This window comes from Bdellovibrio sp. ZFWA1 (assembly GCF_056175665.1).
The window spans coordinates 794,175-819,664 of sequence record NZ_JBJKJH010000002.1; the positions used below are offsets into that span (position 1 = coordinate 794,175).

Here is a 25,490-nt window from a genome sequence, read left to right on the forward strand (position 1 = left end):
ATGAAGCAATATTGGGATATTAAAAGTCTTCACCAAGACAAAGTTCTGTTATTTCGAATGGGTGATTTTTTCGAAATGTTCCATGATGATGCCGTCAAAGCGGCTCCGATCGTTGGTATAGCTTTAACTCAAAGAAATAAAAAATCAGCAGATGAAACTCCGATGTGTGGAGTTCCTCATCACTCGGTTGCGGGTCCAATTAATAAGCTTCTTTCGGCCGGACTTAAGGTTGCTATTTGTGATCAACTTGAAGATCCGAAATTTGCAAAAGGTTTAGTAAAAAGAGGCGTTACGCGAATTTTAACACCGGGGATGGTTTACGACTCAGATACTTTAGATGGAACGCTTCCGCATTATTTGGTTTCAATAGACTCGGAAAGTATCTCTTTCTTGGATAGTACGACGGGAGAGGCGTTCTTCTTCAAGGGCGTTGGGACAGAATTGTTGCGTTTTTTAGATCTATTGCCAGTTGCTGAGGTTGTCGTTTCTGAAAAAGATGTAAGTCTACTCAAAGATAAAAAGTCGCAATTTGTTGTGACTTTGTTTGAAGAGTTTGTCGACTCAAGCCATGAGTTGTTAAAAAACAAAGCTCCACAAACAGCGGCTCGCTTAGTTAAATATGTTCAGGAGATGAATAGCGAGGAAGCTCTTAAAACCTTATCGCCATTTTCGGAAAAAGATTTGGAGCATCGCCTTGAGCTTTCAGGGACGGTCCTTCGCCATCTAGAAATTTTCGCAACTTATCGCGGTGAAGGACTGGGTTCATTGTTTCATTCAATGAATAGAACCCAAACATCGGCGGGAAGCCGGCTTTTTAGACAGTGGTTGAGTTTTCCTTTACGTGAAAAAACAAAGATTGAGCAAAGATTGGATCAGGTCCAATTCTGGCGAGATCATGCTTTAGAGCTGAAGCGTTTACGGCAGATTTTGGGGCAAATGGGTGATATCGAAAGACGTCTTGGTAAAATCTCTCAGCCAACTTGTAATGGCCGTGATTTGCTTGCTTTAGCCTCTAGTGTGCACGCAGGGTTAAGTGCCTTAGATGTCGTTCAGCAGTTCCAATTGGCCGAGGTTCAAGGTTTGGCCAAAGATAAACTTCGTAATTTAGCATATAAAATTGAGCAGACGCTGGTTGAAGAGCCACCTTTATCAACGAAGCAGGGTTATCTGATTCGGAATGGTGTGAATCCCGAGCTTGATGAATTGATTGAACTTTCTACGCATTCTCAGAATCTAGTAGCGAGGATGGAAGCGGCTGAAAAAGAAGCAACTGGAATTTCAAGTTTGAAGATTCGCTATAATAATGTTTTTGGTTACTATATCGAAATAACGAATACCCATAAAGATAAGGCACCGGCCCACTATCAAAGAAAGCAAACCTTAGCGAATGCTGAACGATACTGCACAGAAGAGTTAGTGGAACTTGAAAGAAAAGTGCTTTCTGCTCAGACCAAGCGTGCAGATTTGGAATTCGAATTTTTCGAGTCTTTGAGAAAAGACATTTTAAGTACCTCATCGGATTTGTTAAACCTTGCGCATATCGCAAGTCACTTGGATGTTGTCAGCAGCCTTGCTTGGCTTTCGCTAGAAGAAAAATACGTGCGTCCCCAATTTGCAGAGTTTGGCCAATTAAAGTTAAAAGCCTCTCGGCATGGCGTGGTTGAGCAAACGGTAAAAAATAATTTTGTCGCTAATGATATAGAACTGCGCAATCAAGGATGTATGCTTTTGACGGGCCCTAACATGGCGGGTAAGTCGACATTGATGAGGCAAGTAGCTTTAACGGCTATCATGGCTCAGATGGGTTCTTTTGTTCCGGCAGATGAGGCGATTATCCCAATTTACGATGCAATATTCACTCGTATTGGAGCAAGCGATCAACTGTCTGAAGGTTTGTCGACATTTATGGTCGAGATGACTGAAACCTCGACGATGTTAAAAAATGCGACCGCGCAAAGCTTAGTTATTTTAGACGAAGTTGGTCGCGGTACTTCGACCTTTGATGGTATGTGTTTGGCTCAGTCGATCTTAGAACATCTTCTAAGTGAAGTGAAGTGTCATACCTTCTTTGCGACCCATTATCATGAGCTGACAACTTTAGATCAAAGTTTTCCATTAATTCAAAATTCGCATATGTCAGTGGTAGAAAAAAACGGAGAGATTAAGTTTTTACACTCGCTGGTAAAAGGGCCGGCTTTAAAGTCTTATGGTATCCAGGTGGCAGAATTGGCTGGATTACCAAGCTCGGTCACGAAACGGGCTAAAAACTTGCTCCGAGAGATTGAGAGTCGTAAGGTTCAGGCGAGCAGTCAAATGTCCTTGATGGATCTGGCTGAAGTAGAATTTGATGTTCCGGAAAAAGTAGAGCCCATTTTAAATCCCGAAGTTGTTGATTTTATTCAAGAGGTCCAGCGTCTTGCGGTCATGCAAATGACACCGATAGAGGCTTTAAACCAGCTTGCGAAAGTTCAAGAAAAAGCTGGCAATATCAACTTACAGTAGGAATATAGAGTGAAGGGTTTAGAGACGACCGATTTTTTAGAGCGAGCCCGCATTATGATTCAACCTCCGTTGTTAGCACCAACGGGAAATGACTTGCAGGAGACTCTTTTTTCTTCGTCTCGATTTTCTTTTTGGTTGTCTCAGAATCTGGAAGAAAAAATCACGAGTCACCCATTATGGGAACAAGCCGATCCTATTTTATTGGGAAGCTGGGCGCGCGGTGAGCTTTGTCCTAAGTCCGATATTGATGTTATCTTCTGTGGTTCTGAACAGATCGTAACGCAATTAGTGAAAGATCTAGAGCTTCAATCCTTTAAATTGCGCTATCGAGTTCCGCAAAACTTAAATGATTGGACTGAAGGGGTTCAAAGCTTTGATATACTTGCGCTACTTAGGGCCCGCCCTTGGACTCCTCGGGCGGCGAGATTGTTGTTCGAACAACAACAATCCATTTTTAAGCGTGCAAAGAACTTTCAGAAAAAGCTACTGGAAGATCTGGTTAAGGATCGTAAGCAAAGATCTATCCGTTTTGATTCAATCGCAAACTTTTTAGAGCCCAATCTTAAGTATGGGCCTGGTGGACTTCGCGATATTGATCAGGCGCTGCAGATGTATGAACTTTTTGGTAGTCGTATTGAAAAAGCAGATTACGCCCTAAGAGTGCTTAATTTTTATAAAAAGTATTTTTTAACCATCAGACAAAAATTGCATCTTGAATCCTACGGCGATGTTTTAGTAGGGGCCGCTCAGTTTGAACTGGCAGAGTGGTGTGGATTCTCGTCGCAAAAAGAATTTATGAAATCTTTGCAGCGAGGAATGGCTCGAACCCATTTTTATACTGAATGGATTATTGCTACGGTTACCTCGTCAGATAAGAAATTGCTTGGCTATAAAAATCGAGTTTTCAAAAATGAAAAAGATCTTTGGAGTGCTTTAAAAAAGGACCCGAATATCTTAAATCAAAAATTGGTACGAGACTCCTTGGAAGATTGCTTTTCTAAACCCGAAAACTCTAAAAAAGCCCTGGCAGAGCGTGCGCGCATTTTGAAAGAATTTGTTTCCCCTGCAGTATCTGATGAGATAATCACAGCGGTCTTTCATTCGAGAATGATCGATAAGCTAGTGCCCGAAATCAAAAGACTTGTGGGGTGGGTTCAACATGATCAGTATCACCGTTTTCCTGCTGATACGCATATTATGCAAGCTCGACGCGAGTTAAGGCGGGTGCAGAAGAAACCACGTTTATTAGGAGTGCTAGAGTTTTTACATAAAAAGATTTCTGCGAAAGACTGGGAAATTTTAGGTTGGACCTGTCTATATCATGATCTCGCAAAGGGCTTAGAGGGGGATCACTCTAAAAAGGGTGTTGCCTTGGTCGAGCGAGATTTAAAATCTTTAGGGATTTCTGATGAAACAATCAAAGAAGTTTCATGGATGGTGTTAAATCATTTGGAGGTGTCATCGGCAGCATTTCGACGCAACCCTCATTCTCCTGATGTTTGGAAAAATTTAAAGGATTTGGGGATATCTGGGGCTCGTCTATATCGATTGGCTCTGTTTACTGTTGTCGATATTCGAGCAACGAACCCCGAAGCCTGGAATGATTGGAAGTCCAGACTTTTAAGGGATCTGGTCAAGAATTTGGAATCTGAATCTGCACAGGCTTTCTACGAGCTGGATTTTATAGCAAAAAAAATGCGCTTGGATTTTCCAACTCAGTGGTCACAGCAAATTGATCCCTTGTTGGTTTCCGCTTTTGGTGCGCGGTTTTTATTAAAGGATTTAATGAAACATAAATCTTCAACTAAAACCGCTGCTGATGTTTTTTTAGATCATAATGGTAATTATTGGATTCGTTTTTTCGATGAGGACGATCGCAAAGGTTTGTTGCAAGAGTTTGTTTTAAAGCTTTATGGATTGGGCTTACCGATTAGGCACGCCTCGATTCATACTTTTGATTCTTTGGGCGTCTGGGATTGGTTTATGATCACGACACAAAAGGATAAAGAGACTCTTCGTAAACAGCTCTTCCATGCAAAATCAGATAAAAAGCCAGCCTTGGATTCGATCACCTATCAATCGATCCAATGGGTTGAGGTGAATGACTCACAATGGATTATTAGCTTTAAAGCTGTCGATCAGGCAGGACTTTTAGCTCATACAGTGAGTGCTTTGACAGATTTGGGATTGAATATTAGGGGAGCGAATGTACATACATGGGGGCGCCAGGTAGACGATGTATTCACGTTGGTGCCGGGAAAAGATCCTCAAGAGATCTTAGAGAAGTTGCAGACGAGCTTGCAGTTAAAAAATCGAGATGAAGGACGCTAAATAAAAAAGCCTCTTAGAGAGGCTTTTTTTTACTTCTTTTTAGCTTGGCTGACACCTGTGTGATTGCGCCAGTTGTACTGAGGATCATTTTTAATTCTGTTATTCCAAGCATCCCATTTACGTTTTGGAAGTTTGTGGCTGACATTGCCTTTTTCATCAAAAATATCTGGATCTTTCCCGAAAAGGAAATTTCCTACAGCTTTTAGAATTCCCATAATTGCACCTCAGACAATGATCTAATCAAAGCTTTTAGGCCTTGTCAATTACGAGCGGGGATTCGCGCAAGTGTCGATAATATCAAGTCCTTTATCCTCTGATACTTTTTCAGAGCCCTTGTAAAAGTTAAAGCATTGCTGTGCGGCAGATTCAAAGGCGTCTTCGTAGGAGTTCGCAACTTTCTTCAACTCAAGACTCTTACCCTTCATCTGATACTTAAAGGTGTATTCTTTGGTTGAAGGGGAGGTCGCCGTCCATCCAAAAGATGTGCTGCTTAAAAAGAAGGCAGAAGTAAGTGCGGCTAAAGAAATTCGCAAGATTGATTTAGAGCTTTTCATTTTCGACTCCTTGTATGCCCTATACAAAGAGCAAGGGCGGGACCAAGTGTCGGTATGGTAAGGGTTTGCTATTGAGTCGTAAGATATTGAAATATTTGGTGAATTAATATTTCAAATTGAGATAATCAAAACAATACGAAAGCTTTTTAGACAGTTGCCCATCTACGGCGAACAGGGCTTAAAAGCCAATACCTAAGGTAATGTGAGTCAGAGCAAAATTACTTCCTCCGGTAACAACCATAGAGACTTCCTTGTAGACTGGGATTTCGTACGAGAGTGTTAGCATTGGAAGGAATATATATTCCCAGTTGTTGATGGTTGTTGAAAATAGAAACTGTTGCGCGCGAACATCTTTTTGGACTCGTGTTCCATCCTCGTATTCGATGACCGCTGTTTTATGGAAGCGTTCTCGGGCGTAAAGAGATAACAGGAAACCTGCTCGCCAATTTTCATAACGGGAATATTTCCCCCACCCCAGGTTGACAGCGGGTTTATCCATGCAATCTCGCAAATACGTTACATTGAATTGCTGTGAGTTTTCAGCAAAGTAAGTTAATGATAACTCTGGGTGCTGAACCATTATTCCTGCGCTGTCGATTTTTCGGGGCATATATTGGCGGGCTGTCGAGTCGGGTATCACGCCGTGAATTGTTAGTCCTAAGAATCCGAGGTGGATGCGAGAATTGGGAGCCTCTGTGTCGGATAGATCGTTAGCGTGAGTGTTATGGGGGATAAAAATAAATGCAATGACGATGACGTAAACAGCAATGCGAGGAGCTTTTACAGAGTTTTTTTTGTTCAGAATCGTTTGCATAGACTTAGTATGCTCGTAATGATTTCAACTTTTCTTTAAAGACTTGTTATTAACAAAAAATTCACAACTCTGTAGTTTCTTTGAAACAAAAAAGACTTGAATTGGTAAGGTGTTCGCGTTCTGATAATTGTATAGGTTTGATAAGCAAGGAAGTGAGTCAAATGAGCACGCCAAAATTATTGTTTTTTATCATTGTATTGAATTTTCTTTTCTTAGAAGCCTTTGCTATCACTCGTGGAAACCTTACGGGAAGTACAGGAATGATCAATATCGTCTCTAAGGATATGACGGGCTCTTATGATACGGATGCGCAGGTTCTATTTGAAAGCATGAATGTCCCAGAGCAAGATTCTGCTATATTTGGCCCAGGCAAAGTGATTAAACAGGCGGACAATTCTTTAAATTTTATCTGTGCAAATCGCCCTAACGAAGGCCATAGATGCAGTATTTTCATAAATAAAAGCCGTAACAGTTCGTTGCGTAAAGACCGTATACTCTATCGTCTAACTGGGGCTGAAGCTGATCTCATATCGAACCAATTGCATTTGGATGGAAATAAGAAGTTTTACTTCGAATCGGTCGAGTCCAACTTGGCAATTTCAGCAAAACCAGGTGATTTTTATATTTTCTGGAAAGAGGATGGTGTGAGATAAGTCTTTCTTTGCTAGGAAGACTTAAGTTAAATCATCGAGTAGGCCGTCGCAATCAGCTGAATTTGCTTTAGCATCGAGTTGAGGCCGTTTGCCCTGCTTGGCGAAAGATTGCCGTCAAAGCCCAGTTTTTTTAGAAATTCTGGTGGCGTCATTAGAATGTCTTTGGGGTTTGAATCAGAATAAACCCGCAACAAAAGGGCGACCAATCCTTTAACCAGAACCGCGTCACTATCTCCGGTAAAGATCACTTTTTTATCAGCAGTGAGGCTTGCATGCAGCCAGACTTGGCTTTGACAGCCCTTCACTTTGTTTTGCTCTGTTTTTAAATGCTCGGGCATTTCGGGTAGGGTTTTGCCAAGCTCGATAATTTTTTTATAACGGTCTTCCCAATCGGCAAGTTTCGAGAACTCGGTGATGAGTATTTCTTGGCGTTCCTTTGGAGTCATATCTAACCTACTTTTTTTTCAACAGCAGATCCATTTGTTGCAACAGTCTCTGTTCGAGCTCGGCCCCATGTTGGCCTACAATTTCTTTTAAAGCCTTCTTATCTAAATTTGCAGCGATCTGGTAGGATTTTTTAAAAAACTCTTCTTGTTCGTGGTAATAGCCATTCCAAAGCTCTTTTGCCAAGGGTTCGGGTAGTCTATGTGCCTTTTGTTCTGCTTTTGTGCCTTCATTGCGATCTAGGTAAGTGATTAACTTGGAAACCTGACGTGGAGAAAAATCCAGCATAACTAAGGCCTCTTCCATTAAAGCCATTTCAATCAAAGCTAAATAGTCACTTAATTGGTTCCAAAAAATCATTCCAGACTTACCATAGCTGGATTTACAGTAAAAGGTGGTGCAAACAACGCCGCGATTTCGCCACATGTTACATAATCCATTTTCCTTATTATAGTAACTGCATAGCCAGTTCTCGTTTTGGCCGAAGCCCTCATCTTTATTTTTCTTAAATTCTAATTGGTAGCGCACAGAGGCCGTCATTCCGACAGGTAAAGAGTAAAGCCGATTTTCTATTTGATAGCGAAGTGTCTCTTGCGCTTTGCTCGAGCTTGGATCGTTGAAAACCCCTCCAACAAGAAAGTTTGGGATAAAAGGCTGAAAAGTGCAGCACTTAAGGTCCGGCCTGTAAAACTTGGGGCCGCGGTGATTTTCCGTAGACATCGCGCAGTTGTCACAGGTGGCCTTTTTTTCGACGGGCTCAAACTGCAGCAGGGATCGTGGCAGGATGTTTTCGTAAAAACTAGGAAGTTGATGTTTTAATTTCATTTATGACTCAGTTTACAAGTTTCCTCGACCTTTGCTTGAATTTGCGAAAGCTCTTTTTCTAGGTTTAAGTTTTGATTCGAAATCTTCCATTGATACTCTGAACAGTCAATAAATTCGGGAAAGGAAAGGATACCCTCTTTTTGGAATGGAGCCTCGTCCACAATGAGTGGGGTGAGGAATTGCACTAGTTCTTCTGCGGATTTGTTTTTTAGAAACCCATTCTTTACGGCAATCATAGTCGCGTCGGCTGTCGTTATGAAAGGGTTCTGATTTGCTGCAATTTTATTGCCCTGCTGGTCGGAATCCTTTGCTTTTGTTGCGTAGAGCTGACGAATAAGAATTGTCATTTTAATCTGCGGAAACTCTTTTTGAATTTTTTCATAGACTTCCGAGTCTTGCTCTCCATTGTCGCCAATCAAAAGAATACGCTTTGGATTTTCAGCTTTAATGATGGCTTTAATGGATTCTACTTTGTGGTTACTAGGTAAAGTCTTTCCTTGATATCCCACGTAGAAGCCACGGGGGAAACTTCCATTTACTAGAAATTGAATGTGCCTCTCTTGCATTAAAAACTTAGGTGCCTTCGATACATAGTATACCTGTAGTCCTGGGTTATCTAAAGCTAGCGTTTGGTATAGCTCGGCCATCCCAAGGAACCGACTTTGTTCATCGAACATCCGATTAAATGAGCCTGCTTTTGATGGAATATGCGAAAGCTTAATAGTGTCGTCTATGTCCGAAATCATAACTTGGTCAGCCGCTTTTGCTGTCAATGCTAAAAGACTTAAAGACATTGCGGATATAAATAGTCCAACTTTCATACATTCTCCTGGAAAAACGCCAAAATTTGTTACAAGCGACTCTTAAATTCGATTTATCAGCTCGATATCAAAGAGTCACTTGCTTGATTGCTATCAGAGCTCTGCTTAGCAAAGGTCTTGCCAGAGGTGATTGGTCTGGGGAAAATTTGCCCAGACGCCTATCCTTCCTAGGTCTGATCAAGTCTTGATTCTTAGATGGCCTAGCAGACAAAGATATTTAACGGCTGGCATTCTGCTTAAAAGGACCAAGTTAAAAAGGAGAACCACCGTGTCGAATAACTCAATGATGGCCGCAATGACAATTGCATTAACAGCTACCGTATCGGTAGGCTTCGCCTCTCAAATGACTCCTAAAGTAATTTATGGAGATGATCATCGTGCTGATGTTTATCAGGTTACTGATTCAAGATTGTTAGATGTTGCAGACTCAACAGTGGCATTAATCGCGAAAAAAGATATGACGGCTTCGGGTTCGGGCTTTAAAGTTAATAGTCAAAGCTTTGCTAAACAAATGGGATTATGTAGCGACGAGCCTTTTGCTAACCAGCCAGCGGCAGCAAATTGTTCGGGCTCTTTAATTGGTGAAGATTTAGTGATGACTGCAGGTCATTGCGTTGATTCATCTTCTTGCGGTTCTTATTATTTCGCTTTTAATTTTAAAATGAATTCTGCAACAAGTGCTAACGTGAACTTATCAGCAGATGATGTGTATTCTTGCCAGTCGGTTGTTGCTCGAGAGCTTACTAACAAACAAGACTATGCGATTGTGAAGCTAGACCGTCGAGTGCGAGGGCATCGTCCATTGGTGTTAGCTAAAAATAACGCAGAAGTTGGAGATGATGTTTTTGTCGTTGGTCACCCATCAGGTCTTCCAACTAAAATTGCAGGCGGTGCTCAAGTCCGCTCTCAAGCGCAGGGCTATTTCGTGGCTAACTTAGATACATACGGTGGTAACTCAGGTTCGGCGGTTTTCTCTGCAAAGACGAATGAAGTAGTAGGGATTTTGGTGCGAGGAGCTCAAGATTTTGCCTACGACCGCACTAACAAATGTTATCGTTCGAACTATTGCCCGGACACTGGATGCCGAGGCGAAGATGTAACAAATATTAACTTTGTAACGGATTATTTAAACAAATAGGGAAGACTGTTCTTCGCTGTGAGTTGTTGTTCTGACACCGAGGGGGCCTCACCAGCCCCCTCATCTTTTTTGCCAAAATTTGTCATCTTGTCGATGAAATATTTATATATTCGAGATCTATTCATTATTAATGCATTTCCTGTTGGCCTCTAAATAGCAAAGAGGAATTCCTGTTGAAATTTATATTTAAATTTGAGGACTCGGAGGAGTTTTGGAAAACCGTGCATTTCTTAAAGCAGTTCCTTTAAAACGCATTTCATATTGGTTCTTATCTTTTGTTCTTATGGCAAGTTCATTGGGATTTGCACAGACAAACCGTGAAGAAGAGACCGAATGGCAGCGGCAACAGAGACAGAAAAAGGATGTTGAACAAGCAATGGAAGCTGCGGATCCCCTCTATAAGTATCTGCATCCTTTTAAAAAGACTTCTCAATATGGACCCGTTGGCTCAGAAGTCATCAAAGCAAAGTTGATTGTTGTTGATACCCGTGATCAAGAGCGATGTTCAGAGATTGAAAGGCAAATTAGAAATTCCGGTATTTCAGAAGCAAGACAATCGCAAGGGAGTCTTTGCGAGCGTAGTCAAGGGGGCAGCCCCTATAATTCGGTGACGATATATGAAAAAGTGGACGCAAATGCAATTGGTTATGAGTTAAATCTGTCGAAACTAACCAATACGGATCATAACCTATTTAATGAAACACGAAATCTAGGTCTTGTTGCTGCAGGCGTTGCTGGTTTGCTTTATGTACTTCCCGAAAGTTTTTCAAAATGGGATAAGTCCAAAAACTCTGGAGGATTAGTTCAACAATATAAGGACCATGTTTCTTCTCCGCCAGTGCGAGACAAAGATGGCTGGGCGGTCAATTACATTGGTCACCCAATCTCCGGCGCTGCTTATTATCAGGTGGCTAGAAATCTAGGTTTCTCAAGAATGGAATCCTTCGGTTACTCTGTTTTAATGTCGACCTTTTTCTGGGAGTATGGTGTTGAAGCCATCATGGAAAAGCCTTCGATTCAAGATCTTTGGAGTACACCAGTATTGGGTTCTATTTTAGGTGAAGTTTTCTTTCAGTTGAGCCAGCATATTGAACAGCAAAATGGTGAAGTGATGGGTTCTAAAAAATTAGGATCTGTGCTGATGGTGGTTCTAAATCCTGCAGGAGCTATTTCTAACCAGATTAATGAACTCTTAGGCGGTCGGGTTATTAGAACTTCAAAAACGACGATCTATTTAAAACAAAATAGCTGTGAAAATTTGCCTCCAATAATGTACGGAGATGCTTGTGGTCGCGCAAATTTAAACATTAAGATCGAATTCAAGTTTTAAAATAAAAGATTCATTTTGAGACAATTACCTAGGTCCATCTTGTCAATCAAGGTGGATCTTTTCTTGCTCTTTAAGTTGGTATGAAAACATTAAACCAACTTATCTCGATTTTATGTGTTTTAAGCTCGATCACTGTCCATGGGCAAGTGTCACTGCCAAAAAGTTCCTCATATTTGAGCTTATCCGCTAGTGAATATACCAAACAGTACGGAGAGATTCCGAAGGTGTATCAAAGTGGTCCACTAGAATTTGAAGTTGAATTGAAGGTCTTAGAATCATGCTCAAAGCTTGATTTAAAATCAATTAATCGAGATGGCAAACTGTTGGTTGTTGCAGAGTTGGGTGAGAACTGTCTTCACGATCCAAAAAATAGTAGCGAACAAATAAAAACGAAGAATATGAAAGGTCGATTGCGGGTTAAACAATTGGCCTTTGATAAAACCAATGTTGTTTTTGCAGGAATGACTTTGGATTCTTTAAATAGTTGGTCGAATTCTGGAAATACTTCTACAGAGGCGGGCATTTGTATAACTTGTCAAAGTTCACACTCATCACCTTTTTATCTTGATAACAATATTCCAGAACTTGGTACTGATTTAAATAGATCTGAAAAAGAAGTCGAAGAAATGAAGCTTAATGTGGCTCGGCGACTTGCTGATAATGATCGTTCTGAGATTGGATATATTAAGGCCGTCGTGGATCCCTGGTTGGCGGGAATTGCTAAAGATCAGTTCGGAACTAATGGAGAATTTATTAAAAGAATCGGATTTAGTACGGTGGATAATAGCAAAAGCTCATCCCAGGCGATGGGCTCGTCTAAAGACAATGATGTTTTAAGAACACAAGAAACAAAAGTGGATCTTCATGTTGATGATCGAATTCGTATTAAATTAGCTGAAAATGAACTAAACGAAACTGGGCGGTATCGCCTTGAAGTTGGTAAAAAGATTTTTCAGCAAACTGACGAAGTTGATATCGAAGGTAGCTTTGTAAAAAAATTTGGTAAAGGGTTCGAAACAAGAGGAAGTTTTTCAGCATCCTCAAATAATAAAGGTGCCGCTAAATTTACATTAACTAAAGTTTGGTAAAAAAAAAGCCCACCTAAAGTGGGCTTTTTTTATTAGTTTTGAATCGTTGCGTAGACACGGTGTGAATCATCTAAATCATCTAAGGCTTCAAGAAACTCTAAGACTTCTTTCTTTTGTTCTTCAGAAATATCTGCCGGTGTATTTGGAACATATGCAAACTCAGCCTTTGTGACCGTCCAGCCTCTGCCGGTCAGGGCCGTTCTGACAGCATCAAGATCTTCTTTGTTGCAGTAGAACTCATAGTGCTTATCTTCACCTTCGTGAACTTCGTTTGCTCCGGCTTCAATAGCTTCTTCTTCTGGATCGAAACTTCCTGCTTTAGTACCTTCAATGTGTCCTACATGCGAGAACATCCATTGCACAGAGCCAGACTCGCCCATATTGCCATCGTGTTTTTTGAAGCAGTTACGTACTTCAGGGGCGGTTCTGTGACGGTTGTCCGTTTGGCATTCTACAATGACGCCCACGCCATGGGGGCCGTAACCTTCATAAGTCACTTCTTCGATAATTTTACCATCATCCAACAAGCCGGCGCCTTTTTTGATCGCGCGCTCAATCGTGTCGTTGGGGCAAGAGACTTTTTTGGCAGCATCAATAGCCATTCGTAAACGAGAGTTAGCTGCCGGGTCAGGGCCTCCAGCTTTCGCTGCAACGGCGATTTCCCGCGCGAGTTTAGTGAATATTAGACCCTTTTGGGCCGACTTCTCCATTTTGCCTGCTGTTTTCCAACCTTTTCCCATAGGAGATATTCAATCACATCGGAGGCTTGATAGGCAATGATTGAAATGGTATTTACACCCCATGTTTTGCTTTGATCGGCCCAATGTGTGGGATAAAATTAATAATATCCATGAAGATTGCCGCGTTTTGCTGAATAATCAGGCAGTATACCGCGGGCCTGAGTTTCCAGCTCGAGACATTGTTTTATTGGAAGCAAAACTTCATCCTCCTAAAAAAGGTTTGGCATCCGCTGAAGGGCAAGCCCGTTTGCTTCATGATTTGGCTAGTATTGAATTGCAAGCGATGGAGCTTGGGGTTCGAACGCTTGCTGAGTTTCCTGAAGCCCCTCCGGGATTTCGAGAGCAATTGGCTGCGGTGACGATTAATGAATCCGAGCATTTGCAGATGTGTTTAGAAAATATAGATGCCCTTGGATTTAAATGGGGAGACTTTCCTGTCCACACCCATCTTTGGAATGCGACTTCAATCGAGGATTCGTTATTAGACCGTATATTGATAGTTCATCGATACTTAGAAGGTTCCGGCTTGGATGCGGGAGATACGTTTTTAAGACGTCTTGAAAGCGTGCAGGCGCCCCTGGTGAAGTCGGCTGTTAAAACAATCAATCAGGATGAAGTCGGGCATGTGGAGTTTGGGAGTCGGTGGTTTTTCGAGATTTGTAAAAATCAAAAACTGGATCCTGGATTTGAATTTCACCATCGCATGATTCGTTTGTTGGATAAGATTCCTAAGCGAGTTGAGAATCTAAATCATGAGCTTCGAAAAAAAGCCGGGTTCTCTGAAGATGAAATTGCAGCTTTGGAAGAACTCCGCCGCTGGTTTCTAATTCCGAAGCACGAGCGGGCAGAGACACATCCAAATTTAGAACAGTTTTTTCGAAAAAATTAATCGAGTGATTCATCATCCTCAAGAAATCGCCATTGGCCCTCGGGAAGGTGTCCTAGTTTTAGCTTGCCAATTCGAACTCTTTTTAAGCCAGTAACTCGAAGTCCAACAAGTTCGCACATTCGTCTGATCTGTCTTTTCTTTCCCTCTTTTAAAACAAACTTAAGCTGGTCTTCATTTAACCATTCAACTTTAGCAGGCTTTAGTTTCTTCCCATCAAGTTCTAAGCCATAGTTAAGAAGTTTTAGGTCAGACTCTGACAAGTGGCCTTGGACGCGCACGATGTACTCTTTTTCAAGGTGAGTGTCTTCACCGATAATTTTTTTAGCAATTCGTCCATCCTGAGTGAATAACAGCAAACCCTGAGAGTCGATATCCAATCTTCCTGCAACCGCCAAACCTTCAAAGACATCAGGATTTAATCTGCGCTTTTGCTCTTTCCACTGATTTTCTGGAGTGATTAAACGAATCGCTGGCGTGTATTGGGGCTCTGGTTGTGCTGAAACATAACCTACGGGTTTATTTAAAATTATAGTCGCAAGTTTTTTTTGTTGCTTCAGAGCTGCGGCTTCAAGTGTGACCGAAGAATTAGGATCGACTTTGGTGCCCAGTTGATCGACTCGAACACCATTCACCATGACAAGGCCACGAGATATATAATCATCAGCTTCTCGACGAGAACAGATTCCTTTTTGAGCCATCAGCTTTGAAAGCCGAATTTTGTTATCATCTTCACTCATAAAAGCCTCTTAATTCACAATTTCTGACCATAAGTCATTGTCTTCATATAGCCGGATTCGTTTTACTTTGAACGGAACCCCTACTTTTGCCAGAGATTCAAATAAAAACAAAGCAATATTTTCCGTCGTTGGAATCCTTTCAGTGAAAACTTCCGGTAAGTCAAAGTTCAGGTGTTTGTGATCCAGTAAGGCGCATATACGATTCATTTCTTCTGCTAATGAAGATCGGCATAAATCCGCCTGAGTGCACTCGACTTCCGCTTGCCAACGGTAGTTATGACCATGTCCATATTTTGAATAACAGAGCCCGAAGACCTCTTGGTTCTTCTGAGTTGACCAGGCCTTCTGTTCGTAAAGATGAGCTGCATAAAACCGACGTTCTAGAGTGATTCTCATTGTATGTTAATCCCACCGTCGACCGACAACAAAGATCCTGTCGTCCAGCTCGAGTCGTCTGAACCTAAAAAATAAGCTGCTTTGGCTATCTCCTCGGGTGTTCCAATTCTTTGAAGTGGTTGAAGTTTGCCCATGGAATCGACGATTTGTTTTTTTGTAGACTCATCTTTATGGTGAAAACTGTGGATAGGGGTGTCTACGATACCCGGGCAGACGGCGTTAGCTCTAATGCCATGAGAACCGAGCTCTTGGGCTAGACAAAGCGTCCAATTATTAAGTGCGGCTTTGGATGCAGAATAGGCTCCAGTCATGGGGGCGGGCTTTAACCCTAGAGTCGAAGAAATGTTTACGATGCTGCCTTTTTTAGCTTTGATAAAATGGGGGATTACTAGACTGGTCAGGCGAACAGGAGCGATCAAGTTCGTTTGAAGTTGCTCTATCCAGGTTTCGGTTTGAAAATTTTGGGAACTTTCATTTCTATAAATACCCGCATTATTGATCAACACTTCGGTTTGTACTAAAGGATTGCTGAAGGCTTCTTGGATGCGCTTTTTGACGGCCGACTCATCGTTTATGTCACAACTTAAAAGGCTGGCGCCAGCTCGGCAGCGGAGGGCCGTTTCTTCCAAATTTTCTTTATTTCTTCCCATCAAAAAAACAAAATATCCGTGCTTAGCAAATTCGATGGCGATAGCTCGACCTATGCCCGATCCAGCTCCCGTGATAATAGCGGCTTTTTTAATCTGAGTCATAATTGCCCCCTGTCTAGTTTCGCTTTTAGAGACTAGCAAAACACTTTTGGTCTGTACATAAACAATGCGAAGATAAAAATATGAAAAAATGGATATTTACCTTAGTCGTTTTTATTAATCTCGAGGGACTGGAGCTTGCCAGGGCGCATGAACGAGTTTTGTTCTTAGGGGACTCTCACTCTTATGGGGTCTATGGAACCGTCATCGATGGGTATTTCAGAAAGACGGCCTCTAAAGTGGTCTCCATTGCCAGTTGTGGATCATCACCTTCGACTTGGACCTCGGTGAAGGCGAATTTTAAAACAACAAATTGTGGGTATTGGCGCAAAGAGCGATCTGAAGGTGAAGTACGTGTTAAGAGTCAAAAGTTGGAGTCATTCTCAACCCACCTAGATCAGGTAAAGCCCGATTTAGTGGTGCTTTCGTTGGGCACAAATATATTAGCCAGTCGTTCAAATGTAGAAAGCGAGTTGAAGTCTATTGATCTTATGATGGAGCAGGTTAAGAAGACCGGGGCAGATTGCATTTGGATCGGGCCGCCGGACTTAGCAAAATCGCCGTTTAAGGATAATTTAAAATACGGTATTGAAAAAATAAAATCTCAAGTTGAAAAGTATTCCTGTCGTTATATCGATTCCTCAAAGATCACGTCATATCCTTCTGGAAAGTCCGATGGAATTCATTATGGACCTGCTGATTCACGTAAATGGGGCGAGTCGGTCACCCAGCAAATCTCTGGGATGAGGTGGAGTTCAAAAATATCATCAGCGAAAGAAAATACTTCAAACACTTCGGGCGTAAGAACATCTACAAATGGCGCAAAATAAAAAAACCCCGAAATATTCGGGGTTTTTCTTTAAGCCTGCCTAAGCCACTTTTTTGTAGTACTGATAGTACTTCTTATCAAAATCCAGGGCTTTAACCCCTTCTTTCGTGATAAGGCCAGCTTTAAACCAGTCGAAGTGCTCAGAGCAGAAGCCTGCTTTATCTGGTTTCTTCTTGCAACCTTCTGCTGTGCACTTTGCAGATCCGATTGCAACGACGTTGTTAGGAATTTGTTTTTCGAAGTTCTTTTTATCAGACATTGATGACCTCCAAAGATGGAAAAGCGTACTTTATCTCTTCCTATGTCTAGAATCTTTATCGGGATCTATAAATAGAACTTAACGAAGGTCTGTCTAAAAATATAAAAACATAACAAATGCTTTAAAGATTCTCATATCGAGACAATGTCAAAACTGCGCTGAACTGATTTGCGATCAGAACTTTGATAGGACCAACCCGGGCCGCAGGCTCGGGGGGCAGTTTTTAGAGGGTAAAACTTAAATAGGATTTTCCGGTATTAAGTTTTTTAGCTTTAATTTCCTCTACCGTAACTTCGGGATAGACTCGGATCTCAACTTTGTCGCGGTTGACGATCAAAAGTACGGGATTTATCTGGGCCGCATTTAATTGGCTAAATTTATCCATTGAGTTAGCAGAGAAATGATCTAACTCGTATTTTTTAAAGATATATTTTTCGCCTAATCTTTCGATAAAGCGATTCTGGGATTTATACTCGCCGATGCTGTCAACATCCGAAATATTTTTAATCGCACGACCGTTAAATACGCTGCCGTAGATTGTGATATTCCAGTGCTCGGCATCTAAGTTTGTTTTAGCTTCGTCCTTCAAGCTTGATTGTACAAATTGAGCTAAGCTTTTAATATCATGGACACTATACTTGGTTAATATTCCAGTTGCTTGAAAACTTCTATCTAAATAGATTTCGTAGGCTTCGTAAGCGTTTTTACCTTGGTTTTTTGCTTCTAAGAATATTTGATAGGGATTGATTGATCTGGATACTAAAAGATCTAGCACGCGTTTAAAGTTTTTAATTTTAACGTCTTTATATTTTGCAAAAGTAACATCTCGATATATTTCCGACACTTTCCTTAGAAGAGCTTCTTTTTCAACTGAATTAAGCTTTTCAACATGAGAAGCAATTTGATCAAAATCTTTAGCGGACATGACATCGGCCTTTAAAAGCACGCGCAGTTCTTCCCTCCAGAGCCAAATTTGCTCCAAGGAAGCTGTCTTTTCAGTGTAAGCCGAAGGATTCTCGAAGATACTTTCGCATCTGTTAAGCGAATTTGCAGAAGCCCAAGAATGTCCCAACAATGCAATGGCTAAAATGCCTAGGCGCAAATGAGGAAGCTGCTTACGATTGTGCTGTGGTAAAGACTTGTTCATAACCTTTAAAGATGCCAAAACAATGCCTAAATTTTTTTGGGGGCTGATGTCTTATTTTGAAACAGTTTTCTTTAGTTCTGCAAGGTCTAGCTGGTTGATGCGATTGTAAGACCAACCCTCATATTGAGGATTTACCAGAATAGAAAAGTGCATCGGCCCAGTTGGAATGAGATAAGAATTTTTCATAAGATAGGATAGGCCCTGAGTGCAGAATTTCTTTAGTTTTTCAGAAGACGACGTGTTGCGAAGTTCGTTTATGATTGAGCTAAAAACTTTGTCTTTAATTTTTAACGGACTTTCGTTCTCGACAACATCTTCAAAACTTTCCAGAGCTGCTAGGCAAGTGGGGCGCTCTAAGGGGACGCCTTTTCGATAGATGTCAGGGGCGTTTTGCAGTAAGGATTCTGCGAAAACTTTGTTTTCTACGGCTTTTGTTCTAATATTTAGATTCAGATTCTTTTTCCACTGGCTTTGAATCCAATCAGTGGCTCTTTTGTGATCGTCTCCGCCAAGGGCCGAATAACGTAATTCATAGACCGAGTTCGCTTCGGATTTCGTCGTAGCGATCTTGCTTTTTGTCGGTGAATCGATTTTGAATTGATGGCAGCCGTTGAATTCAGAGTTCTGGTCGTAGAGTTCTTGAGAGAGGCCAACGCATCCAGGAACACCTTCGCTGTGGAATAATTTCTGAAGTTCCGTGTAGTTTAAGGATTCAGTGAGTTCCTTGCGTAGTAGAGGCTTATTTATAATAGAAGCTCCAAAGCCAAAGAAGTCCATTCTTTCCAGAGGTATCCAATGAAAGTCCTTCGCTTTTAGGTACTGAGGAATAAATAACGTGGGAAGCCGACGTAAAAAATCCAACTCTTTATTCTGATAAAGCTTCAAAGCTACGGAGTCTTCTTCAATGATATAAAATCGTAGGGGCGGTCTGGTATCTTTACCTCGAAGGTAAAATGGATTGCTTACCAATTCCAGCCACTGACCAGAGAGGCTTTTCGAAAGAATATAGGGGCCACTAAATTTGCTTTTATTTTTTGCAGCATCCAGATCATAGCGAGGGCTTAAAATAATTGATGTGGTTTTGTACTCAAAATCAAAATCGTTTCGTTCGAATTCGATTTCAAACTTTGCCGGCGATAGGATCTTAAAACCTATGTTTTTAGTGTCTTCTTTTCCAAGGTAGATCTTCTTTGCGTTTTTGATAGAAAAAAGCAGGTCTGATTTTGCGGCTTTATTTTCCGGATTGAGCAAGAAAATAAGAGTATTTAAAAAGTGCTTAGATTCGATCGCAGAGCCATCACTCCATTTCGCGTTGTTTGAAATTTCACAGATAAGTTTTAAAGATTTTCTTTTACATTCCTTGGCCAGATCCGGAATGAGTCCTTTATTGTTGTCATATCTAAATAAGCCTCGGTGAAGCTGCTGTAAAAGAAAGGAACTGTTTGGATTTTTTTGTAGTTGTGGATCAAGTTGGGTGGGGTCGGTGGCAAGACTTAGTTTAAAAAAACTTTCTTGGGTTTGAGCCGAAGAGGTTGAAGTGAAAAAAGTCGCCGAAAAAACGAAAATGAAGAAGGATAAAATTACCGAAACAGACATCCTAAAGACCTCCTACAAAAAACCCCTCAGAGAATTCTGAGGGGTTCGCGTCTTATTTGTCTAGTTCAATTTTTGCAATCGTTTGAAGTTGCATATTGGTCGTTCCTTCGTAGATTTGACCAATTTTTGCATCCCTCCAGAATTTTTCCACTGGATACTCTTTAGTGAAGCCATTGCCTCCGAAAAGATCGACTGCCAATGAAGTGATCTTTTCAGCAGCTTTTGAAGAGTAAAGTTTTGCCATAGCTGCTGACTCGATGAAATCCTGGCCAGCATCCTTCAAGCGAGCGGCATTGTAGACCATCAATCTAGCAGCTTCTAGTTCAGTGCGCATTTGAGCTAGTTGAAACTGAACGCCCTGGAAATGAGCAATCGGTTTTCCAAATTGTTCACGTCCTTTAACATAATTCAAGGTCGCCTCATAGGCACCTTGAGCGATACCAACCATTTGAGCGCCAATACCAATGCGGCCTTCATTTAAAGTTTCAATAGCAATTTTGTAGCCTTTTCCTACCTCACCAAGAACGTTTTCCATTGGAACTTCACAATTGTCGAATAGTAACTCGCAAGTTGAAGAAGCGCGGATACCAAGCTTGTCTTCTTTTTTACCAACGGTGAATCCTTTAAATCCTTTTTCAACGATGAAAGCTGTAATACCTTTATAGCCTTTAGATGGATCTAAGTTTGCAAAGCAAATGAAAACTTCAGCTTCTTTGCCATTAGTGATCCAAAGCTTAGAGCCGTTTAGGATGTATTTTCCATCTTTTTGCTCGGCGCGAAGCTTCAAGGCGAAAGCATCTGATCCAGAGACAGACTCGGACAAGGCATAGGCGCCAACGCTGCCGGATGCCATCTTTTTTAGGTATTTTTCTTTTTGAGCGGGAGTTCCCCAGCGTAAAAACGCATTGGTAACCAGAGTATTTTGGACGTCGCAAAGAACAGAAACCGACCCATCAACACGGCCAAGCTCTTCAACAGCTAGACAGGCCATGAAAAATGAAGAGCCCGCGCCGCCATACTGCTCGGGCGTTTCGATCGCCATTAAACCCATTTCAAAAAGCTTTTTAACTAAAGCCGGGTCCATTTCAGCTTTTTCGTCCATATGAGTTACTAGAGGTTTAATTTCAGATTCAGCGAACGCACGAACGGCGTCGCGAAATGCCACTTCGTCTTCGGAAAGCATTGTTAATGCAGGCATGTGAGACATCAGCTACTCCTTAAAAATGTTGTATTGAAAGCCTAGTTAAGCTAGCGTTTCAGCTGAATAAATTCAAGTCTTGTCAAAGGCTACCCGAGCTTGATCGATGTGCGTCAGCTTTTCTCGTTAAGCACTGCAACATAATTACTGCATGAAGTTTCAGCAAACTCCGACATAAGCTAGACAAGAGTCTAGGGGTTGTTTAGCGTTAAGTTATGGATTTATTAGAGATTGGTGCGAAAATCGGTATTTATTTCATTCCATTTTTGTTTGCGCTTTGCTTTCACGAGTTTGCGCATGGCTTTGTTGCGAAATTGCGAGGTGACAATACCGCAGAAGTGATGGGGCGCTTAACATTGAATCCGATGGCTCATGCTGATGTGTTGGGAACCTTTGTTTTGCCTTTGATGGCCATTGCTTTTTCTTCTCCTATATTTTTTGGTTGGGCGAAGCCGGTCCCTGTGAATTCACGTAATTTAAGAAATGTCAGAACCGATATGTTTTGGATTGCTCTGGCGGGTCCTTTATCGAACGTATTCCTGGCGTTGGTCGGCGCATTAGGTATTGCGTTGATCGTTCGTTATGGAGCAGTTCTGAGTTTTGCTAAGGCTTTGATCAATTTATTGAATGTTTTTATCGGAACAAATCTGTTTCTTGCGATATTTAACATAATACCCTTGCACCCGCTGGATGGGGGTAAGGTGTTGGCGCGCTTTTTACCAGCAAGTTTGAATTACAAGCTCGAGCAAAATGAGCATGTGACCAGCTTGATTTTGATGGCATTGGTTTTAACTGGCGTTTTGCGAGTTTTGGCAGTTCCAGTGATGTGGACTCATAGTCTGTTGATTAACTGGGCCTTGAGTGGTGCTCTTTAGATTTATTTTTTTATTTAATAAAGGTGTGTAAATGAGTATTAACGTTCAACTTCCTAAATTTGAAGGACCTCTTGGACTGCTTCTTTATCTTATCCGTAAAGAAGAGATGGATATTATGGATATTAAAATCCATGAAATCACTCATCAGTATTTAGAGTACATCAAACTAATGAAGGAATTGGATTTGGAAGTAGCTGGCGAATTTGTAGCTATGGCTGCCACTTTAATTCAGATTAAGTCTAGAATGTTACTTCCACAGTATGATGAAAATGGCGAAATCGTAGAAACTGAGGATCCACGTAAAGAACTAGTTCAGAAGCTGATTGAATACCAAAAATATCAAGAAGCGGCTAAAGCCTTGTATGAACGTCCCCTTTTAGGGCGTGATTTATGGATTCGTGGAATGCGCGAAACGCTTCAGCCCAAGGAAGATGAAATCATCTTAGAAGAAAACGCTCTGTTTTCTTTGATCGGGAGTTATCGCCGTATCATTAAAGCTGCAAAAAAGAAGATTCACCAAGTTGCACAAAAAACACAATCCATCGCTGGACGAATTTTGGAGATCAAAGATCGTCTTATTCCTGGTCAGCGAGTGATCTTAATGGATCTTGTGGGTGCGGCAGAAAACAAGGGTAAACAGTTGCTAATCACTTTCCTGTCAGCTCTTGAACTTGGGAAAATGGGTTTTGTTTCCTTATATCAAAGTGAAGTTTACGGAGACATCTGGATTGATACAAAGAAGCCTATCGAAGGTGATGCTATCTCTCGGGTTGAAGAATACGATTCGATGGGCGCAGAAGCCTCGGCTGAAGCGATGATTACCAAGGCTAAAAAAGAGGCCGCAGCAGAAGAAGAATTACAATCTCTGTTAAAAGAAAACGAGTCACAAGCTCAGCTTTCTCTAGAGCCACTGGTTGGTCTAGAGGATGTTGGTGAGGTGGCAAGCGCTGATGAAATTTTAGGAAATGATTTTGTCCTTAAGGATGGGGATGATCTTGATTCAATTATTGAAAATGACATGGAAGTTGCTGATTTAGCAAGCGACGACGAGATCTTCGCTGCCGAGAAAGAGCTTTTTGGAGATTCAACAGATGTGTTGGGCTCTGAACAAGTGACTTTAAATGATCAAGATTCTGAGCAAGAAGTATAAGAGGGGATAGTTCCATGTCAGATGTAAAAGATTTCAATGAAAATGAACTTGAAGAAGCAATGAAGGCTGAGTTTGGTGATGAGTATGTGACCACCGAGGCGTCTGTCTTCCTTCAAGAAGAAGAGGAAACGGAAGGTTTTTTACCTGAGGCTTCTGATGAAGATGGAAATGAAGAGTCTGAGGAAAGTCTAGATCTTGAAGGGACCGAGCTAGATTCATTTGAGGCTGCGGAAATTGAAGAAGTTGAATTCGTAGAAGAAGAGCGCCTTGAGTCGATCATGGAGTCTATACTTTTTGCAAGTGATCGTCCCGTTTCTTTAGGGCAAATTAAAGAAGTATTTAAAGGTACAAATATTGATACCAGAAAGATCAAGCGCACTTTAGATCAGTTGATGGTCGAGTACGCGGGTGGTCGTCGCGGAGTTACTTTGGAAGAAGTTCCAGGCGGCTATCAGTTACGCACTAAAGTAGATAATTTAGAGTGGTTGCGTCGCTCTTTAAAGACTCGTCAGTTTAAGTTGTCTGGCCCGGCTTTAGAGACGTTAGCAATTGTTGCTTACAAACAGCCTATTGTAAAAGCAGAGGTTGATGAAATTCGCGGCGTCGAGTCTGGTCACTTGCTTCGCGCGTTGATGGAAAAGAACTTAGTTAATTTTCAAGGAAAGTCTGAGTTGCCAGGAAGACCAATGCAATATGGGACTACTCGTAAGTTCCTAGAGATTTTTGGTCTTAGAAATCTTAAGGAATTGCCGACTTTATCACAAATCGATGAAATCCTTCCTGAGGGGATTGGCGAGGAACCAGAACAAAAGCCAACCCTTTCATCGATCACGGATTCTTTGTCAGAGCAAGTGACTATTATGAGTTACTCTGCCGGTGAAGACGAATTAATGAAAATCGAAGAGCAATTAGGCGAGATTTCTACGAGTTCGAACTTCTTTGAAGAAGAGAAAAAGCGCCAGGCCGAGAAGCGCAATCAAGAGCGAGCTCAAAATATTCGTGAAGCCTTAACTATGGGTGAACCAGTATCTACTCGAGACCAAAATTGGCTTAAGAAATATGATGAAGCTTTAGCTTCCGGGATGACTTTAGTGGAGTTTGAAGAGAAGCAAAAAGCAGAAAAAATGGCCTCTTTGGGCTCTAAAAAGAAAAAGAGTGAAGACTCTCTAGAAGCAGTTCAGGCAGATTCCACTGAAAGTGAGCAGGCAGTAACTGAGGCTTCTGATGAAAATTTTTCTGAAGAACTTCAGGCCGCGATTGCTGATTTTGAGTCAGATAAAGACCTAGATAAAGCCAGCAGCGATGAGCTAGAAGAGCAAGAAGCTCTTTTTGATTCTGAAGATAATGAAGAGAACGAAGATGATGAGTTACCTTTTATTGATGAGGCAGACGAGGTCGAGCAATAAATGAAAAAAACGATTTTAAGTGCAAGCACTGTCACGGGTAATTTAACTCTTGGTAACTACATTGGTGCGATTAATAATTGGACCAAGCTACAAGAAGAGTACAATTGCTTTTATTTCCTAGCTGACTTGCATGCCTTAACTGTAGAACAAGACCCTGCTGTTTTGCGTGATCGTACGTTTAGTTTCTATGCTCAATACTTAGCTTTGGGTTTGGATCCCTCCGAAAATACTATTTTTGTACAGTCTCATGTTCCAGAGCATACCCAATTGATGTGGATTCTGACTTGTTTAACCCCGATGGGTTATCTAAATCGGATGACTCAGTTTAAGGAAAAAGCCGAAAAGCATGTGAAAAACATCAACGCAGGTCTATTCACTTATCCAACCTTAATGGCTGCGGATATTTTGCTTTATCAAGCGGATCTTGTACCTGTTGGTGAAGATCAGAAACAGCATTTAGAGCTTTGCCGTGATCTTGTCGGTTTCTGGCAGAATAGATACGGGCAAGGGACTTTTAAAATGCCTGAACCATATATTGGCAAAACAGGGGCTCGCATTATGGCTCTTCAGGATGCGTCCAAAAAGATGTCTAAGTCTGACGAGAATGAAAAAAACTTTGTATCTATTATCGATGATGCGAAAAAAATTGAAAAGAAGATCAAATCCGCGGTTACGGATTCGGACACAGTTGTAAAGTTTGACTTAGAAAATAAAGCAGGCCTTGCTAATTTGATGACTATTTATTCTGTCCTTTCTGGTAAGTCTTACGACGAAATCGAGAAAATTTATGAAGGCAAGATGTACGGGCATTTAAAGGTGGATTTGGCAGAGATCGTTGTGAATACGCTTTCTCCGGTTAAAGCAAAGTACGATGACTTGATGAAAAACCGAGATTATCTTGAGGCTGAAATGAGAAAAGGTGCTGAACGCGCACGTGTTGTTGCAGCGAAGACTTTAGATGATGTGTATAATAAAACAGGATTGATTCAAATAAAGTAAAGAAAGAAGCTCCCGAGAGG

The 25,490-nt window shown here is 41.4% G+C and carries 26 protein-coding genes; 12 read left to right on the forward strand and 14 right to left on the reverse strand.

Annotated features, from left to right (window positions below):
• Positions 1–2,502: a DNA mismatch repair protein MutS gene (mutS, locus tag AC04MN_RS13295; RefSeq protein WP_475383690.1), complete on the forward strand. Its 2,502-nt coding sequence runs from the start codon at positions 1–3 to the stop codon at positions 2,500–2,502.
• Between the two features lie 9 nt (positions 2,503–2,511).
• Positions 2,512–4,833, forward strand: a complete 2,322-nt coding sequence (locus AC04MN_RS13300; RefSeq protein ID WP_475383691.1) for a [protein-PII] uridylyltransferase family protein — start codon at positions 2,512–2,514, stop codon at positions 4,831–4,833.
• 29 nt (positions 4,834–4,862) lie between these two features.
• Here AC04MN_RS13300 and AC04MN_RS13305 read toward each other — a convergent pair whose 3' ends face one another.
• The 3 genes from AC04MN_RS13305 to AC04MN_RS13315 all read right to left on the reverse strand — a co-directional run bounded on the left by AC04MN_RS13305 (position 4,863) and on the right by AC04MN_RS13315 (position 6,201).
• Complete coding sequence (locus AC04MN_RS13305; protein ID WP_475383692.1) at positions 4,863–5,048, reverse strand: hypothetical protein; 186 nt, start codon at positions 5,046–5,048, stop codon at positions 4,863–4,865.
• 48 nt (positions 5,049–5,096) lie between these two features.
• Positions 5,097–5,387 carry a hypothetical protein gene (locus AC04MN_RS13310; RefSeq protein WP_475383693.1) on the reverse strand — a complete coding sequence of 97 codons (291 nt, stop codon included), beginning with the start codon at positions 5,385–5,387 and terminating at the stop codon, positions 5,097–5,099.
• 178 nt (positions 5,388–5,565) lie between these two features.
• Positions 5,566–6,201 carry a hypothetical protein gene (locus AC04MN_RS13315; protein ID WP_475383694.1) on the reverse strand — a complete coding sequence of 212 codons (636 nt, stop codon included), beginning with the start codon at positions 6,199–6,201 and terminating at the stop codon, positions 5,566–5,568.
• 161 nt (positions 6,202–6,362) lie between these two features.
• Here AC04MN_RS13315 and AC04MN_RS13320 point away from each other — a divergent pair, with 161 nt between their 5' ends.
• Positions 6,363–6,854 carry a hypothetical protein gene (locus AC04MN_RS13320; protein ID WP_475383695.1) on the forward strand — a complete coding sequence of 164 codons (492 nt, stop codon included), beginning with the start codon at positions 6,363–6,365 and terminating at the stop codon, positions 6,852–6,854.
• Between the two features lie 26 nt (positions 6,855–6,880).
• Here the strand turns inward: AC04MN_RS13320 and AC04MN_RS13325 are convergent, their stop codons facing one another.
• The 3 genes from AC04MN_RS13325 to AC04MN_RS13335 are packed head-to-tail and all read right to left on the reverse strand — an operon-like array spanning position 6,881 to position 8,944.
• The gene (locus AC04MN_RS13325) at positions 6,881–7,300 is read right to left on the reverse strand and encodes a SufE family protein (RefSeq protein ID WP_475383696.1); all 420 of its coding nucleotides are present in this window, start codon (positions 7,298–7,300) and stop codon (positions 6,881–6,883) included.
• Positions 7,301–7,307: 7 nt separating this feature from the next.
• Positions 7,308–8,123 carry a hypothetical protein gene (locus tag AC04MN_RS13330; RefSeq protein WP_475383697.1) on the reverse strand — a complete coding sequence of 272 codons (816 nt, stop codon included), beginning with the start codon at positions 8,121–8,123 and terminating at the stop codon, positions 7,308–7,310.
• Positions 8,120–8,944: a phosphatase domain-containing protein gene (locus AC04MN_RS13335; RefSeq protein ID WP_475383698.1), complete on the reverse strand. Its 825-nt coding sequence runs from the start codon at positions 8,942–8,944 to the stop codon at positions 8,120–8,122. The genes AC04MN_RS13330 and AC04MN_RS13335 overlap by 4 nt, the downstream gene beginning before the upstream one ends.
• Positions 8,945–9,212: 268 nt before the next feature.
• Between AC04MN_RS13335 and AC04MN_RS13340 the strand changes: the two genes are divergently transcribed.
• The 3 genes from AC04MN_RS13340 to AC04MN_RS13350 all read left to right on the forward strand — a co-directional run bounded on the left by AC04MN_RS13340 (position 9,213) and on the right by AC04MN_RS13350 (position 12,500).
• Positions 9,213–10,082: a trypsin-like serine peptidase gene (locus AC04MN_RS13340; protein ID WP_475383699.1), complete on the forward strand. Its 870-nt coding sequence runs from the start codon at positions 9,213–9,215 to the stop codon at positions 10,080–10,082.
• Between the two features lie 211 nt (positions 10,083–10,293).
• Positions 10,294–11,412, forward strand: a complete 1,119-nt coding sequence (locus tag AC04MN_RS13345) for a DUF3943 domain-containing protein (RefSeq protein WP_475383700.1) — start codon at positions 10,294–10,296, stop codon at positions 11,410–11,412.
• A gap of 80 nt (positions 11,413–11,492) precedes the next feature.
• Positions 11,493–12,500 (forward strand): hypothetical protein, encoded by a 1,008-nt coding sequence (locus AC04MN_RS13350; RefSeq protein WP_475383701.1) that lies wholly within the window; start codon positions 11,493–11,495, stop codon positions 12,498–12,500.
• A 32-nt stretch (positions 12,501–12,532) separates the two neighbouring features.
• Here AC04MN_RS13350 and AC04MN_RS13355 read toward each other — a convergent pair whose 3' ends face one another.
• Complete coding sequence (locus AC04MN_RS13355) at positions 12,533–13,240, reverse strand: YebC/PmpR family DNA-binding transcriptional regulator (RefSeq protein ID WP_475383702.1); 708 nt, start codon at positions 13,238–13,240, stop codon at positions 12,533–12,535.
• A 61-nt stretch (positions 13,241–13,301) separates the two neighbouring features.
• Here AC04MN_RS13355 and AC04MN_RS13360 point away from each other — a divergent pair, with 61 nt between their 5' ends.
• A complete protein-coding gene (locus AC04MN_RS13360; RefSeq protein WP_475383703.1) occupies positions 13,302–14,129 on the forward strand; it encodes a DUF455 family protein in 828 nt (275 codons plus the stop codon).
• Here AC04MN_RS13360 and AC04MN_RS13365 read toward each other — a convergent pair.
• Genes AC04MN_RS13365 through AC04MN_RS13375 form a run of 3 tightly spaced genes read right to left on the reverse strand, consistent with a single transcriptional unit; the run spans position 14,126 to position 16,014 of the window.
• A complete protein-coding gene (locus AC04MN_RS13365; protein ID WP_475383704.1) occupies positions 14,126–14,866 on the reverse strand; it encodes a pseudouridine synthase in 741 nt (246 codons plus the stop codon). The genes AC04MN_RS13360 and AC04MN_RS13365 overlap by 4 nt on opposite strands.
• 9 nt (positions 14,867–14,875) lie before the next feature.
• Positions 14,876–15,262, reverse strand: coding sequence for a 6-carboxytetrahydropterin synthase (locus AC04MN_RS13370; RefSeq protein ID WP_475383705.1), 387 nt, complete (start codon positions 15,260–15,262; stop codon positions 14,876–14,878).
• Positions 15,259–16,014: an SDR family NAD(P)-dependent oxidoreductase gene (locus AC04MN_RS13375; protein WP_475383706.1), complete on the reverse strand. Its 756-nt coding sequence runs from the start codon at positions 16,012–16,014 to the stop codon at positions 15,259–15,261. The genes AC04MN_RS13370 and AC04MN_RS13375 overlap by 4 nt, the downstream gene beginning before the upstream one ends.
• A gap of 80 nt (positions 16,015–16,094) precedes the next feature.
• Between AC04MN_RS13375 and AC04MN_RS13380 the strand changes: the two genes are divergently transcribed.
• A complete protein-coding gene (locus AC04MN_RS13380) occupies positions 16,095–16,841 on the forward strand; it encodes an SGNH/GDSL hydrolase family protein (RefSeq protein ID WP_475383707.1) in 747 nt (248 codons plus the stop codon).
• A gap of 39 nt (positions 16,842–16,880) precedes the next feature.
• Here the strand turns inward: AC04MN_RS13380 and AC04MN_RS13385 are convergent, their stop codons facing one another.
• The 4 genes from AC04MN_RS13385 to AC04MN_RS13400 form a co-directional block, all read right to left on the reverse strand.
• Positions 16,881–17,099 carry a hypothetical protein gene (locus AC04MN_RS13385; protein ID WP_475383708.1) on the reverse strand — a complete coding sequence of 73 codons (219 nt, stop codon included), beginning with the start codon at positions 17,097–17,099 and terminating at the stop codon, positions 16,881–16,883.
• 223 nt (positions 17,100–17,322) lie between these two features.
• Entirely contained in the window at positions 17,323–18,264 is a 942-nt protein-coding gene (locus AC04MN_RS13390) for a hypothetical protein (protein ID WP_475383709.1), read from the reverse strand.
• Positions 18,265–18,297: 33 nt separating this feature from the next.
• The gene (locus tag AC04MN_RS13395) at positions 18,298–19,842 is read right to left on the reverse strand and encodes an ABC transporter substrate-binding protein (RefSeq protein ID WP_475383710.1); all 1,545 of its coding nucleotides are present in this window, start codon (positions 19,840–19,842) and stop codon (positions 18,298–18,300) included.
• Between the two features lie 52 nt (positions 19,843–19,894).
• The gene (locus AC04MN_RS13400; protein WP_475383711.1) at positions 19,895–21,049 is read right to left on the reverse strand and encodes an acyl-CoA dehydrogenase; all 1,155 of its coding nucleotides are present in this window, start codon (positions 21,047–21,049) and stop codon (positions 19,895–19,897) included.
• Between the two features lie 206 nt (positions 21,050–21,255).
• Between AC04MN_RS13400 and AC04MN_RS13405 the strand changes: the two genes are divergently transcribed.
• From AC04MN_RS13405 to trpS, 4 genes are read left to right on the forward strand one after another with little or no spacing between them, the layout of a single operon-like run.
• On the forward strand, positions 21,256–21,915 hold the full coding sequence (locus tag AC04MN_RS13405; RefSeq protein ID WP_475383712.1) for a site-2 protease family protein: 660 nt from the start codon (positions 21,256–21,258) through the stop codon (positions 21,913–21,915).
• A gap of 31 nt (positions 21,916–21,946) precedes the next feature.
• Positions 21,947–23,065, forward strand: coding sequence for a segregation and condensation protein A (locus tag AC04MN_RS13410; RefSeq protein WP_475383713.1), 1,119 nt, complete (start codon positions 21,947–21,949; stop codon positions 23,063–23,065).
• A 14-nt stretch (positions 23,066–23,079) separates the two neighbouring features.
• The gene (gene scpB, locus AC04MN_RS13415; protein WP_475383714.1) at positions 23,080–24,471 is read left to right on the forward strand and encodes an SMC-Scp complex subunit ScpB; all 1,392 of its coding nucleotides are present in this window, start codon (positions 23,080–23,082) and stop codon (positions 24,469–24,471) included.
• On the forward strand, positions 24,472–25,470 hold the full coding sequence (gene trpS / locus AC04MN_RS13420; RefSeq protein WP_475383715.1) for a tryptophan--tRNA ligase: 999 nt from the start codon (positions 24,472–24,474) through the stop codon (positions 25,468–25,470).
• The last annotated feature ends 20 nt before the right edge of the window (positions 25,471–25,490 follow it).